Source organism: Roseibium aggregatum, from assembly GCF_017309185.1.
In the GTDB taxonomy this organism is placed as follows: Bacteria; Pseudomonadota; Alphaproteobacteria; order Rhizobiales; family Stappiaceae; genus Roseibium; species Roseibium aggregatum_B.
On sequence record NZ_JAEKJZ010000002.1, the window covers coordinates 565,909 to 579,791 of the forward strand.

Sequence of the window (13,883 nt, forward strand, 5' to 3'; positions counted from 1 at the left end):
GGTTTGACTGCTCTTCTTGTTGTTATTTCACCGATCCGAAGGAGAGCCCCTCGACCAGGTATTTCTGAATGAACTTGGCGGCGACCATCAGCGGCAGAATGGCGAGCGAAACGCCCGCGGCGACATTGGAGATCTGCACGCCGTTGGAGGTCTGAAGACTTGCAAGCGCGACCGGAACCGTCGCCGTGTTCGACCCTCCCAGGATCAGGGCGAACAGAAACTCGTTCCAGGAAAGGATGAAACCGAGCACCGCCGCCGCCATGATGCCGGGCGCCGCAACCGGGAGCACCACGCGCCAGAAGGCACCCCAGCGGGTCGCGCCGTCTGTCATGGCCGCGCCCTCGAGGTCCTCGGGGATCGCCTCGAAGAAACCCATCAGGATCCAGGTCAGGAACGGCAGGTTGATTGCCGCGTAGACAATCGTCAGGCCGGTCAGCGAATTGGTCAGGCCGACGTTTCGAAACAACATGAAGGTCGGCAGCGCCAGTGCCACGGGCGGAAGCATCTGGCTGGCGAGCGTCGCGAAACGCGCGAACCTGCCGCCGGTGCGAAACCGCGCAAAGGCATAGCCGGTCATCGCGGCGAGCGGCATGGTCACGATCACCGACAGGCTCGCCACGATCAGCGAATTCATGTAGTTGCGTCCGAAATTCTTTTCGGCGAACAACGCCCGGTAATTGTCGAGGGTCACCGACGGCAGGATTGCCGAGCTGTAGCTGTCCTGCGCCGGAACCAGCGATGTGCGCAAGACCCACAAGATCGGAAAGAGCACGATCGTGACGGCCAGGATCAGCCCGATATGCGAAAGGATCCGCCGGCCCATCTCACGTCTCCCGTGCGATCGCGTCGCCGCTGGAGGCGTCGAACAGGTGCATGTGGGCCAGATCCGCATAAAGAGTAATTTTCTCGCCGATCCTCGGCAGGAAATGGCGGTCGGCGCGAACCGATACGGACTGCTCCCCGGCCTCGACCACGATCAGGTTTTCCGGACCCAACGCCTCAAGCACCGTCACGATGCCCTCAAAGGCCTGCGCTCCGGGCTTGGGCCGGGTCAGAATGTCTTCAGCCCGCAACCCGAACAGCAGCCCCTGCCCGACTGACGCGCGATAAAGCGCGGCCTCGCGCTCCGGCAAAGGCCCGGCCACGGGGCCGGCATCGAGTGTCACTACCTCCCCTTCCGCGCTCAAACGCGCCTCGATCAGGTTCATCGCGGGAGCGGCAAGGAACTGCGCCACAAAGGTGTTGCGCGGCTTCGCGTACACCTCGAGTGGCGCGCCGACCTGCTCGATACTGCCGTTGCGCATGATGCAGATGCGATCGCCCATCGTCATTGCCTCGACGTGATCGTGGGTGACGAAAACTGTGGTCTTCCCGACGCGGCGATGCAGCTTCACCAGCTCCTGCCGCATTTCGCCACGCAGTTTCGCGTCGAGGTTCGACAGCGGTTCATCCATCAGAAAAACGTCGGGCTCGCGCACGATGGCCCGTCCGAGCGCCACGCGTTGCCTTTGCCCTCCCGAAAGGGCCGATGGCTTGCGGTCCAGATAGGGTTCAAGGCCCAGAACGGAGGCCGCCTGCGCGATCCGGCGCTTCTGTTCGTCCGCAGGTGTCTTACGCATCTTCATGCCAAACCGCATGTTCTCGCGCACACTCATGTGCGGATAGAGCGCGTAGGATTGAAACACCACCGCCACGTTGCGGTGGCGCGGCGCCAGGCGCGTCACGTCCCGCCCGGAGATGCTGATCTGGCCGTCCGTCGTTTCCTCCAGACCCGCAATCATTCTCAACGTGGTGGACTTGCCACAACCCGACGGCCCGAGGAGCACCATGAACTCCCCCTCCTCGATTTCGAGAGAGACATCCCTCACACCGAAGTTGCCGAGGCCGTAATCCCGGCTGACCTTGTTGAGCTTGATCTCTGACACGTACGTATTCCGTCGGATTGGGAGAGAAGACTGGATGAAAAGTTCAGCGGATGCCGCGTCAGGTCATGTAGACGCCGCCCGTCACGTTGATTGCCTGCCCCGTCATGAAACGTGCCGCGTCCGAACACAGGAACACGGCGACGCCGGCAACGTCTTCCGGGGTTTCGATCCGGCCGAGCGGCGTTTGCGAGATATAGTCCTGCTGCACCTCTTCGGGCGTCATGGAGCGCAGTTCCGCCTCCCACGCGATCTCGCGCTCCTGCATCGACGTGCGCACGAAGCCGGGGCAAACGGCGTTCACGCGAATTCCGGAAGGCGCAAGCTCCCTTGCAAGCCCCTGCGTCCAGCCGACCACGGCGAATTTGCTGGCCGAATAATGCGCAAGCAACGGCGCGCCGACCTTGGCCGCCAGCGAAGCGGTGTTGACGATGGTCCCGTGCCCCTGCGCCAGAAAATGGCGGGCCGCGATCTGGTTGGTCAGGAACACGCCGCGCGCGTTCACATCCATGTTGAAGTCCCAATCGCGATCGGTCAGGTCCACGGCACGCCGCATGCTGGAGACACCGGCGTTGGCAATACAGATGTCGACAACCCCGGCCGCCTCGAGCGCGGCTGAAAACGCCGCCTCAACCGAGGCCCGGTCGCTGACGTCGATCTTCACGGCATGATGTCCTGCACCGAGCGCATCAGCCGCGGCCTTCGCCGCGTCGAGATCGAGGTCCGCGATCGTGACGGAAACACCTTGGGCGGCCAGTGCTCGTGCAATGGCCAAGCCGATACCGCCCGCGGCACCGGTCACGAATGCTGATTTCCCCTTAAGCCCCGGATGCGTCTGAAGGGCCAATTCGTGTTCATTCATGTTTCATTGCTCCAGTGAGTGATCAAAAGCAAACACAGATTCACATTACTGACAAGAAAAATGTTTATTTTTGTTCGATTGAAATGTCGCTTATGTTCTGATTTGATTACTTTATGGTTTTATGCAGAGATCGTGGAAATGACAGACAGTTCGATCTATCCGACGCAAGAGAAGCTGGCCAAACGCGGCCGCACCCCTGCCCAGGCACGTCTGGCAGCGATCCTCGACCGCCTCAATCAGGGTGGATCGGTCTCGGTCACCGAAATCGCGGAGGAATTTCAGGTTTCGGACATGACAGTCCGCCGCGACTTGGCGGAACTGGAAGCACAGGGGCTGCTTGAAAGAGTGCATGGCGGCGCCGTCAGCCTCCAGCACGGTCCCCTGACGGTGATTGACGACGTGGAACCACTGTTCGAGGCCCGCCGCCGCCTGAACAGCGATGCGAAATCCAGGATTGCCGAGGCCGCCCTGGCTCTGGTCGCCGGCCAGCAGACCCTGGCTTTCGATCTGGGGACAACCGTGCTGGCGGGAGCGCGCGCCCTGGCCGCTTCGGACCCGGCGCCGGGTTTGCGGATTTTCACCAACAGCCTGCGGGTCGCCCAACTGACGGCTGCGGCATCGATCCAGACTTATGTTCCCGGCGGGCTGATCCAGCCGGGGGAGATGTCGGTCACCGGCCAGGGCGCCGTTGAAGACTTCTCCCGATACTATTTCGACACGGCGCTGATCGGTGCCTCGGGCCTGACCCCCGACGGGGTGTTCGACTATTCACCCGAGGAAGCCGCGATGAAATCGGTATACATTCAACGCTCCTCCCGCCGTATCCTGATGATCGATAGTTCGAAGTTCCGCCGCATCTCCACCGTACGGGTCGCGGATCTGTCGCAGATCTCGATCATGGTCTCCGACGCCGCTCCGCCGCCGGAGCTGGCTCAGGCACTGGAAGAAGCAAACGTCTCGATCCTTGTCGCCTGACTTTCCCGAGGTTTCACATGTCACTTTTTCTTGGTCTCGACATCGGGACGACTTCGACGATTGGCCTGCTCATCGAGCTTCCGGACCGGATTCTGGCCAAGGTGTCGCGCCCGGTCACGCTGCACTCGGTCCATCCAGGCTGGGCCGAGGAGGATCCGGCACAATGGTGGGCCAATTGTTGCGCGATCGTTCCCGAACTTCTGGAAAAATCCGGCCGCCAAGCCTCCGAGATCGCGGGGATCGGCGTCGCGGGCATGCTGCCCGCGACCATCCTGCTGGATTCGCAAGGCAATCCGCTGAGGTATTCGATCCAGCAAAGCGACGGCCGCGCCGGAGCGGAAGTGGACGAGATGCGTGGCGAGATCGATGAGACCGCCTTTCTGGCTGCCGCCGGCAATGGCGTAAACCAGCAGCTCGTCGGAGCGAAAATGCGCTGGCTGAAACGCCACGAACCCGAGGTGGTTCGTGAAGCCAGGGCCCTGCTGGGCTCATACGACTACATCAACTTCCGTCTGACCGGCGTTGCCCGTGTCGAGCAGAACTGGGCTCTCGAGGCAGGGATCGTGAATGTCGCGACCAACGAGATCGACCTCGAACAGGCTGCTCTGACGGGGATCGACCCGGCCTTGCTGCCGCCCCTTGCCCCCTCCTCCGCGGTCATGGGCCACGTGACCGAAGAGGCAGCCGCTGAAACGGGACTTGCCACGGGGATCCCGGTCGTGGGCGGTGCGGCGGACATGATCGCCTCCTGTCTCGGCGCCGGCGTGGTCTCGAATGGCGATGTGCTGCTGAAGTTCGGGGGCGCGGTGGACATCCTGACCGCGACCGACAAGGCAATTCCGGACGGACGCCTGTTTCTGGACTATCATCTCGTGCCCGGCCTCTGGATGCCCAACGGTTGCATGTCCACCGGCGGTTCCGTGCTCAACTGGTTCGTGGAGACCTTCGCCAGCGGGACAACGCCACTTGACGGCTCGCGTCACGCCGCACTCGATGCGCTGGCCGCGGACCGCCCGGCCGGCGCGATGGGCTTGACGTTCCTGCCTTATCTGCTCGGCGAGAAAACCCCGCTGCACGACCCCTCGGCGCGCGGTGCACTGAACGGCCTGACCCTGTCGCACGACCTGGGACATATCTGGCGGTCCGTGCTCGAATCCTACGCCTACGCGATCCGCCATCACATCGAGACCTTCAACGAGATTGGGTACGAGACCACGCGCTTCTTCGTTTCGGACGGTGGAGCGAACAGCAATGTCTGGATGGGGATCGTCGCGGATGTTCTCGGCGTTCCCCTGCAGCGGCTCGGCGGCCATCCGGGTTCCTGTCTCGGAGCGGCCTGGGTCGCGGCGGTGGGATGCGGTTCCGCGGACTGGACCGGCATCGCCGCACTGACGAAGCGCGATGCCCTGATCACACCGAATCCGGAGAACCGCCAAGTCTATGACGCTGGCTACGCCCAGTTCAGAAATCTCTATGAACGCCTGGAAGGAAGCTCTTCATGACCCTGCGTGCGATCGCCTGGGACATTGACGGAACGCTTGTCGACAGCGAGCCCCTGCATCATCGTGCGCTCGTCGCGGTCTGCGCTGCCTATGGCCTGGAAATCGATCCGCAGGACCAGAGTTTCGTCGGCGTTCACATCGGCCATGTCTGGGAGCGTTTGCAGCCGCGGTTTCCCGTCGCCGTCGAGGAACGGCAGTGGCACGAACAAATCCGCGCCTTCTACGCCAGGCACAGCGACAGCCTCGTCCCGATCCGGGGAGCCGTCGAAACGGTCAAAGCCCTTGCCGAGGCCGGCGTCAGACAGATCTGCGTTTCAAATTCCGACCGTGCTGTCGTCGATGTGAACCTGGCGAGCCTCGGCATTGCGGATATCATGTTGGGATCGATCAGCCTCGACGATGTGCCCGCCGGCAAACCCGATCCCGCGCCATACCGGATGGCGGCGGAGGCCCTGGAGCTGCCGCCGCAGAATGTTCTGGCGGTCGAAGACAGCGAAACGGGGATGCGATCGGCCCTCGCCGCGGGTCTGAAGGTCGCCCTGTTGGGAGGCAATCCGACGGACAGTTCGGCGCGCGCGCACTTTTGTCCGGTAAGCCTCTCCGAAATCCCCGGGCTTCTGGCCCGTTGAGCGACGGCGGCGGTTTGTGAAACGCGGAACCAGACCGCCGGGGCCGCCTTGATCCGGACATTCGCGTCAAAGCGCTTGACGGCAGATAGACGTCAGACCGGAGGATCGCTCCGGTCCATAGCCTGCGATTTCTCTTTATTGCACACCGGGAAGCACCAGAGGACCTTCCGTTTCCTGCGTGATCAGGTCATCGATCGAAACCGGCGGTTCGAGCGGCGGCAGACTGCCCGCCGGCTTGGCGGCCGGCGCTCCGCCCGGAGGCGGTGACACGTTGCCGAGACCGGAAGGCTCCAGAACAGCCCGAATGCGCTCGGCGAAGGGAGCCGGAGCCCCGGAAGGCGTGACGACGCCCTGCCGGAGCGGATCGGCCGAGCCGGACCCGGGCACGTCCGGCGCGGATGCGTCCGGCGACGGAAGCGCCGAATTCTCCAGGTCTTCAGGCTCTGCCTCTTGGGGAGCGGTCTCCTCAAGCTCCAGCCGCAAGCGCTCTTCCTCCGCGCGCTGCGCCGCCTCCGCCGCGAGCCGTTGCCGCCGGGCCTGCGCCTCTCGCTGGAATTTCAGCTCACGCAGCAGCCGGTCTCGCTCCAGGATTTCCGCCTGCAGCTTTTCGACCCGTTCGACTTCCTGCTCGAACGCGCGCAGCGTGAGATAGGCAGTAAAGGGTGCGATGTCGACCCGTCGTTCCGGACCGTCGACCGGTCCCTCGAACAACAGCCCGACCTGCGGTTCCGCGCCGGTCACCGCGTCTTCGCCGGGGTCAACCTTCAGGGAGAAATCCGCATCGAGACCGAGCTTGGACAAATCGACTTCCGCCGACCCGAAAATCTCCGCTTTTTCCGAATCGACAACCACGTTTCGGGCGCTCAGACGTCCGCCCACCAGGGTCAGAGTGCCGTCCACCCGTTTGAAAGGCAGGCTGCCCGCCGCCATGTGGCTGACAAAGACTTCCCGGATCTTTTCGTCGCGCAGATCGAGCCCCGCGTCGACCGCACGGGTAACGAGGGGAAAGGCCTGAGGATTAAGCCCGCGGAAATCGCCTTCTTCCATCTTGAAGGTGCCGCCGCCGTTCAGACCGGCAACGATCGCCGAAATCGAGCGGCCCGCTCCTTCGAACTCGAGAAAAAGGTCGAGTGACCCGGACGCCACGGCCCGGTTGTCAGGGCGCCAGATCACTTGCCGGAGGTCGGCCTTGTCCAGTTTGACCCGGCCGGACAAGGCGGCTTCGGCTTCGGTCCTGCGCAGGGAAAGGCTTCCTTCCAGACCGCCCCCGGCAAACGCCCCCGAAAGCCCGTCAAGCCGGAGCATGACGGGCGTCAGCCGCAAATCCGCGCGCGGGTTGGCGATCTCCGTGGTCTCGTCCACCATGAGCCGGCCGGCTTCAAAGGCCAGCGACAGGTCCAGACCGCCCAGAAGCGGTGCGCCGAATGTGGCAACCGGCCAGATGCTGGAGCCGTCTCCTGCGGAATACCACTGGTCCGGACCGAGGATCAGCTCCGTCAGGTTGCGCAGATCGGCCTGGGACACAGTGAGCGCCCCCGAGAACCGGCGGTTGCGTTCTCCCGGCGCCGGTTCGAGATCGCCCTCCAGATGACCTTCGAAACGCGTGCCGTCGATCGTGCCTTCCGCCGAGGTGATGGCAATTTCGCTGCCGGTGCCTTCCACGGCGACGGCGATTTCCGCAGGAATGGATCCGGTCATGACGGGCAGAACCCGGCCCGCCATCAGGGCGAGTGGGCCCAGGTCGCCGGTCGAACCCGTGAATTCAAAACGGTAATCGGGGTCGGTATCCTTCTTCAGGACGAGTTCCCCCTCGCCCGCCAGCTTGGACCCGCCGACCTCGGCCGCAAGGGTCACCGCCAGACCGTCGGCGGGCACTCCCGCGGCATGAAAGGACAGGCTGCCGCCGCCACCGGCATCGACCGGGAGAACGTCGAACCCGAGCTGTTGCAGCAGTTTCGCGCCGTCCGGACCTTCAAGAGAAAGGCCGAGATCCACCGCGGCTGCCTGCCAGCGGTCGACGCGGCCTTCCAGTTCCGCGTTGACGGCGGCATCGGCTCCGCCCGCGTTTCCGGCAAGGGTGAGCGTCATATCCGTACCCTCGCCAAGGGCGGCGGCTCTCAGTTCCGCATCGAACCTGGCCGGCACAAGGCTTCCCGCCGCCCTTTCCAGCCGGTCCAGGAACGCGGTTTCCGGAAACAGCCCGGCCGCCAGGGCGACAACGCCCGACAGGTCCCGGGCATCGAGGGTTCCGGTGACCACCCCTTGCGGCGCGGAAAACAGGCTCTTGATTTCCCCGGATACATCGAGCCGCGCACCCGCAAGGTCCTGGGCAAAGAGCCGGTCGATCCTGACCCCGCCGTCGGAATAATCCGCTTCGAGCGCAAGTCCCTCTCCGTCGACTCCGCGCGCCGATACCGTCTTGGCCCTGATGCGAACCGAGACATCGACGCCCTTCGGGTCTCCGGCGGTGTCCGGGCCGCTTTCCGGCCGGACCAGCGCCGCAAGGCCTTCGATCTGATCCAGATCCAGCCGGTCGGCATCCAGAGAGAGCGTGAATTCGGCATTTCCGGACCGCGGCTTCCGGTAGGACAACCCGCCCCGGGCCTGCGCGCCGGCAAGGGTCAGGCGAAGATTGTCCAGAGCGGCGCCGTCAGGAACCACATTCAGGCGACCTTCGAGCGCGACCGGATCGATTGCCGAAACACCCGTATCCTTCCGTTGCCACCAGCTCATGAGAGCCCCGGGTTGTTCCGAACTCACGGAAACCGCCCCCCGGTAGGTCAGAGCCGGATCGAGGCTTAGATCGCCCTGGGTCGCGACCGTCGTCCGTCCCGGCAGCCGTCCGGCAAGCCGCGCGATGCGCCAGCCACCAAGGATTGTTTCAAGATCGAGCCGGACATTCTGGATGATCCCGCCACCGGCGACCAGAGCCGGTACATCCAGCGAAACCGCTCCTTCGACCGGAGGCAGCGGAACCGCCCTCAATGCCGCAATCAGGCGGTCGCCCGCCTTGTTGACGTCAACGGGATCCTGAGGTCCTCCGCCCAGGAGCCGGTCCAGATCGATCTGTTTCGACTTCGCCCGGATCTCGAACCGTTTTTCGCCTGCATAGACAAGGTCCGCGCTTCCCGTCAGACTGAAGCGGCGGTCGTCAGGTCCGTAACGAAATTCGAAATCGGGCACGGCGACCTCGGCAATTCCGGCGGAAAATCCGCCTTGTGCCGTCCAGGCGGTTTGATCGTTGTCCTCAAGAGCGATCGAGGCGATGTTGAATTCGCCCTGAAATTCCGGAGCCGCGTCCGACTGGTTCAGCATGCCGTCGAAAGCGAAGTTGACCGGCAGATCGGTCGGCGTTACCTCACCCTTGACCCGCAGTCCGCTTCCCTCCTGCGCCCGGCCCGTGGCAAGGCTGATGTTGTAGGGTGCATCGTTGAGGGTCAGCCGGCCCGCCGCCTTGTAGGGTCCTTCCAGCGAGCGCGCGGAAACGGAAAGATTGCCCTCGTCGATCCGGTGGATGTCACCGGTTCGGGCATCGATGATCGACAGCGCCCCGTCGCGGATCTCAATCCTTTCAAAGGCCACGTCCTCAGGATCGATCCTGGCCAGGGCACCGCCCGGCGTCATGGCCGTCAGCCAGTCGAGGCGGCCGTCTTCATCGAGCGACAGGGTCAGGTGCGGCCGGTCCAGTTCCATGTCCAGCACGCGGATCTCGCCCTTCAGGAGCGGCGGCAACTCGATCCGCATCCTGAACTGGGAGACCACCAGTAGCGGGTCTTCGGCGGGCCCGACCCGGACATCGGAAAAACTGATGGAAGGCGCGGGCAGAAGGCGCAGATCCGCCTCGCCCAGAACCGTCACATCGTGCCCGAGCACCCGTTCCGCGTAGCTTTCGAACGTGGATCTGTATACCGTCCAGTCAATAAAGAACGGCCCGACCAGTGCGGCAACCAGCACCAGAATAACGGTAATGCCCAACGTGATGTAAACGTTGTTCAGACCCTGTCTCCTTGCTCTTCAAAATCACCGGCTTGTCAGATTCACCGGGAAACCGGCCCGACGGATACAGACCGGCTTCGCAGCGGTGCGAACACGCCGGCGAAGCCTTTCCGGCCCCGCCGAGGCCACACGCTCGAATGCGGCCCAGGCTACCGCCGGCACGGCTTCTTCAACTGATTCCGCACACTATCATGACTGCCTCATGACTGCGGCAGGATCTTGCCGGGATTCATAATATTATCGGGATCCATGGCCTGTTTGACCGCCTGCATGACGTCGAGCGCATCGCCATGCTCGCGACGCAGATATTTCGCCTTGCCCTGGCCCACGCCATGCTCTCCGGTACAGGTTCCCCCCACCTCGATCGCCCGGATCGCCAGACGTTCGACAAAGGCTTCCGTTTTGCGGACTTCCTCTTCGTTTGACAGGTCGACCAGGATCTGGACATGGAAGTTTCCGTCGCCGACATGCCCGACGATGGGGGCCAGAAAACCGTTTTCGCGAATGTCTTCCGCCGTCGACGTGACACACTCGGCAAGGCGGGAAATCGGTACGCAGACATCCGTCACCATGATGTCGGCGTCCGGTTTCAGGCCCTTGCCCGCCCAATAGGCATCGTGGCGCGCGGACCAGAGCCTGGTGCGTTCCTCTGCCGCCGTCGCCCATTTGAACGGTCCACCGCCGAGGTCCTCGGCGATCGCCGAAAAGGTTTCCGACTGTTCGCGCACGCCTGCCTCGGAGCCGTGAAACTCGAGAAAGAGTGTAGGCGTTTCCGCAAGGTCCATCTTCGAATAGGCGTTGCACGCCCTCACCTGCATTTCGTCCAGCAGTTCGATCCGGGCAACCGGAATACCCATCTGGATGGTGGCGATCACCGCGTTGCAGGCCGACTGCACGTCCGGAAAGGGGCAGACGCCACCGGAAATCGCTTCCGGCTGACCGCTCAGGCGCAACGTCAGCTCGGTGATGATGCCAAGCGTCCCCTCCGAACCGATGTAGAGCCGGGTCAGATCGTAACCGGCGGAGGATTTCTTGGCGCGGCCGCCGGTCCTGACGACCTTGCCCTGAGGTGTGACAACGGTGAGACCGAGAACCACATCCTTCATGGTGCCGTAACGCACCGCGTTGGTACCCGATGCCCGGGTCGCCGCCATCCCGCCGATGCTGGCGTTGGCCCCCGGATCGATGGGAAAGAACAGTCCTGTGTCGCGGATATAACTGTTGAGGTCCTTGCGCGTCACACCCGCTTCCACGCGGCAGTCGAGATCCTCCGCATTGACTTCCAGCACGCGGTTCATCCGCGACAGATCGATCGATATGCCGCCCAAGGGCGCGTTGAGATGGCCTTCCAGGGAAGACCCCGTGCCGAAGGCGATGACCGGAACCTTGTGTTCGGCGCAAAGACGGACCACCTCCGCGACATCCTCGGTGCTTTCGGCGAAGACAACCCCGTCCGGCGGCTGGTTCTTCAGCCAGGTCGTGGTGTGGCCGTGCTGCTCGCGCAACGCCATGGAGGTGGAAAAGCGGTCCTGAAACCGTTCCCTCAGTTTTGAGACAACAGCGTCGATATCGCTGTTCTGGTTGCTTGCTTTCAGCTGATCCATCGTGCTTGCCAGATCCGGCATGTTACTTTCCTCTCGTCGCACGGCTTTGCCGTGCGGTGAATATTTTGAATATGTTAGTGCCGGGGCTGACGTTCAAAGTCAAATCCGATACGACGCACCAATTGACACGGGAGAAACCGGATGACGGCATCCTTCGACGCGACCCCGCTTCAAAGCAAGGTCATGACGGTCAAGGAAGACTGGCTCGACTATAACGGCCATTTGAACATGGCCTATTACAATGTTCTGTTCGACACCGCCCTCGATGAAGCCCTGGAGCGCCTCAGGCTCGGCGCCGACTATCTGAAGACCAGAAACGCCTCTTATTTCACGGCCGAGGCCCATGTCTGTTACCTGCGTGAACTGGGCTCCGGTATGCCGGTCACCGGAACCGTTCAGCTTGTCGATTTCGACGCCAAACGCGCGCATTTTTACCAGGAACTGCATCATGCGGAGGAAGGCTGGCTCTCGGCGACCTCCGAGCAGTTGAGCCTTCATGTCGACATGGGCGCGCGCAAGGTCTGCCCCTGGCCGGAGGATATCCTCTCCAACCTGACCGCGCTCTTCAAGGCCCAATCCTCCCTTCCCCGCCCGGAGCGGGCCGGACGGAAGATCGAGATCCGGAAAAAGCCGGCCTGAACCCGATTGAGCTGGCAATTCGGCCTTAAAAGCTGTTCATTCGCGCCGACTCGGGCACAATGTGTGCAAGAGTTCAGTCCAGAATGATTTCGGCAAATCCGTTCGATGCGCAAAATTTTTGAAACAGCCGGTCAACTCCCTGAAATCCTGATCAGCTGGATAACCCCCAATTTGCGGCAGTTCCGGTCGAACCGGCTCCATTGGGTCTGGTTTCTTGCCGTGCTCGTCGGCGCCCTCGTCGCTCTGGCCGCGATTGCGTTCCGCACGGCCATTGGACTGGTCCAGCTGCCCTGGCTCCAGACAGCGAGCGAACTCACCATGCAGGCGGCGGCCCGACAACCCTGGTGGGTCATTCTGCTCGCACCTGCGGTCGCCGGCTTGCTGGTCGGCTGGATCCTTCACAAGTTTCACCCCTATCAACGCGCGGGCGGTGTCGCCGATGTGATCGAAGCCCGCGCCCATGGCGGGCGCGGGCTTCCGCTCGGAGCAGGCCTGTGGTCCGCGCTGGTGACGGTCATTTCGCTGGGAGGAGGCGCAAGTGCCGGTCGCGAAGGTCCAGTGGTCCATCTCGGCGCAACGCTTGGAACCGCGGTTTGCGAATATTTCAAACTGCCGGATTCCGCCCGGCGCATCCTTTTGGCCTGCGCCGTTGCGAGCGGCGTCTCCGCCTCGTTCAACGCCCCGATCGCGGGCGTTCTCTTTGCCCACGAAGTGGTGCTCGGCCATTACGCCGTCTCCGCCTTCGTGCCCATTGTCCTGGCCTCCGTGATGGGCGGGCTCATCTCGCGCATCTGGTTCGGCGATGTCGCGGCGTTTGAAATCCCGCAGTACGAAATCACCTCCTATCTCGAGATCCCCGCGTTCGCGCTGCTCGGCCTGACGTGCGCCGCCGTGGCGATCATCTTTCAATTCGCGCTGATCGGGACCGACTGGACAGCCCGCAATATCTCCATGCCGCTGTGGCTTCGCCCCGTTCTCGGCGGACTGGCCGTCGGCGCGCTCGGCATCTTCTTCCCCGGCATTCTGGGCGTCGGCTACGAGGCAACCGATCTTGCGCTCAAACATGCCCTGCCAATCTCGACCCTCCTGACCCTGCTGGTGGTCAAGACCGCGGCGACCGCGATCACTCTCGCCTCGCGTTTTGGCGGCGGCATTTTCTCGCCGTCGCTCTATCTCGGCGCGATGACGGGCGGGGCTTTCGGTCTGATCGCGGCTTCCGCCTTTCCGGAGATGGCGTCCTCGCACGGGCTCTACGCCATTCTCGGCATGGGCGCCGTCGCAGCCGCCGTTCTGGGGGCGCCGGTTTCGACAACCGTGATCGTCTTCGAACTGACCGGCGGCTACGCGCTGTCCATCGCGCTCCTGCTTGCCGTGTCGATCGCGACCGGCCTCACCCAGGCCGTCCACGGCAAATCCTATTTCCACTGGCAGCTCGGCATGCGGGGGTGCTTCGTGAACGAAGGCGTGCACCGGTTCTTGAGCGAAACCGTCAAGGTGAGCGACTTCATGGACCCGCCTCCGGAAGCCGAAGAGGAGCGTGTTTTCAATCCTGGGGAAGACGGTCCCTACCTTCACGAGACCGACAGCCTGGAGAGCGCGCTGAAGAGCTTCGATAGCTGCGGCAAGGCCAGCCTGCCCGTGGTTCGCAAGGGCGACGCCACCCGTATCGTCGGCATCGCCCGCCATGTGCGGGGGTTGCGCTATTTCAACGCCGCTCTCATCACCGCGACCCGGGAAGAGCACAGGTAAGGCGC

General features: G+C 63.3%; 10 protein-coding genes. 5 read left to right on the plus strand and 5 right to left on the minus strand.

All coding sequences use genetic code 11. From position 1 onward, the window contains the following. Positions 1–22 precede the first annotated feature (22 nt). The 3 genes from JF539_RS14795 to JF539_RS14805 are packed head-to-tail and all read right to left on the minus strand — an operon-like array spanning position 23 to position 2,784. Positions 23–823 carry a carbohydrate ABC transporter permease gene (locus tag JF539_RS14795; protein ID WP_207141430.1) on the minus strand — a complete coding sequence of 267 codons (801 nt, stop codon included), beginning with the start codon at positions 821–823 and terminating at the stop codon, positions 23–25. Position 824: 1 nt separating this feature from the next. Beyond that, a complete protein-coding gene (locus tag JF539_RS14800) occupies positions 825–1,925 on the minus strand; it encodes an ABC transporter ATP-binding protein (protein WP_207141431.1) in 1,101 nt (366 codons plus the stop codon). 58 nt (positions 1,926–1,983) lie between these two features. Further along, positions 1,984–2,784, minus strand: coding sequence for an SDR family NAD(P)-dependent oxidoreductase (locus JF539_RS14805; RefSeq protein WP_207141432.1), 801 nt, complete (start codon positions 2,782–2,784; stop codon positions 1,984–1,986). 138 nt (positions 2,785–2,922) lie between these two features. Here JF539_RS14805 and JF539_RS14810 point away from each other — a divergent pair, with 138 nt between their 5' ends. Genes JF539_RS14810 through JF539_RS14820 form a run of 3 tightly spaced genes read left to right on the plus strand, consistent with a single transcriptional unit; the run spans position 2,923 to position 5,890 of the window. Further along, entirely contained in the window at positions 2,923–3,759 is an 837-nt protein-coding gene (locus JF539_RS14810; protein WP_207141433.1) for a DeoR/GlpR family DNA-binding transcription regulator, read from the plus strand. A gap of 17 nt (positions 3,760–3,776) precedes the next feature. Beyond that, complete coding sequence (locus tag JF539_RS14815; RefSeq protein WP_207141434.1) at positions 3,777–5,261, plus strand: FGGY-family carbohydrate kinase; 1,485 nt, start codon at positions 3,777–3,779, stop codon at positions 5,259–5,261. Then, positions 5,258–5,890: an HAD family hydrolase gene (locus tag JF539_RS14820; protein WP_207141435.1), complete on the plus strand. Its 633-nt coding sequence runs from the start codon at positions 5,258–5,260 to the stop codon at positions 5,888–5,890. The genes JF539_RS14815 and JF539_RS14820 overlap by 4 nt, the downstream gene beginning before the upstream one ends. Before the next feature lie 135 nt (positions 5,891–6,025). On the opposite strand, the gene JF539_RS14825 is transcribed toward JF539_RS14820, so the two are convergent. Both JF539_RS14825 and JF539_RS14830 read right to left on the minus strand, forming a co-directional pair. Then, the gene (locus JF539_RS14825; protein ID WP_207141436.1) at positions 6,026–9,865 is read right to left on the minus strand and encodes an AsmA family protein; all 3,840 of its coding nucleotides are present in this window, start codon (positions 9,863–9,865) and stop codon (positions 6,026–6,028) included. Positions 9,866–10,086: 221 nt separating this feature from the next. Continuing rightward, a complete protein-coding gene (locus JF539_RS14830; RefSeq protein ID WP_207141437.1) occupies positions 10,087–11,511 on the minus strand; it encodes an FAD-binding oxidoreductase in 1,425 nt (474 codons plus the stop codon). A 120-nt stretch (positions 11,512–11,631) separates the two neighbouring features. Between JF539_RS14830 and JF539_RS14835 the strand changes: the two genes are divergently transcribed. Both JF539_RS14835 and JF539_RS14840 read left to right on the plus strand, forming a co-directional pair. Further along, on the plus strand, positions 11,632–12,129 hold the full coding sequence (locus tag JF539_RS14835) for a thioesterase family protein (RefSeq protein ID WP_207141438.1): 498 nt from the start codon (positions 11,632–11,634) through the stop codon (positions 12,127–12,129). 105 nt (positions 12,130–12,234) lie between these two features. Beyond that, positions 12,235–13,878, plus strand: a complete 1,644-nt coding sequence (locus tag JF539_RS14840) for a chloride channel protein (protein ID WP_207141439.1) — start codon at positions 12,235–12,237, stop codon at positions 13,876–13,878. Positions 13,879–13,883: the final 5 nt, after the last annotated feature.

Coding starts and splice junctions, on each gene's coding strand:
- JF539_RS14795 (WP_207141430.1), bottom strand. CDS start 823: ATGGGCCGGCGGATCCTTTCGCATATCGGGCTGATCCTGGCCGTCACG.
- JF539_RS14805 (WP_207141432.1), bottom strand. CDS start 2,784: ATGAATGAACACGAATTGGCCCTTCAGACGCATCCGGGGCTTAAGGGG.
- JF539_RS14810 (WP_207141433.1), top strand. CDS start 2,923: ATGACAGACAGTTCGATCTATCCGACGCAAGAGAAGCTGGCCAAACGC.
- JF539_RS14815 (WP_207141434.1), top strand. CDS start 3,777: ATGTCACTTTTTCTTGGTCTCGACATCGGGACGACTTCGACGATTGGC.
- JF539_RS14820 (WP_207141435.1), top strand. CDS start 5,258: ATGACCCTGCGTGCGATCGCCTGGGACATTGACGGAACGCTTGTCGAC.
- JF539_RS14830 (WP_207141437.1), bottom strand. CDS start 11,511: ATGCCGGATCTGGCAAGCACGATGGATCAGCTGAAAGCAAGCAACCAG.
- JF539_RS14835 (WP_207141438.1), top strand. CDS start 11,632: ATGACGGCATCCTTCGACGCGACCCCGCTTCAAAGCAAGGTCATGACG.
- JF539_RS14840 (WP_207141439.1), top strand. CDS start 12,235: ATGCGCAAAATTTTTGAAACAGCCGGTCAACTCCCTGAAATCCTGATC.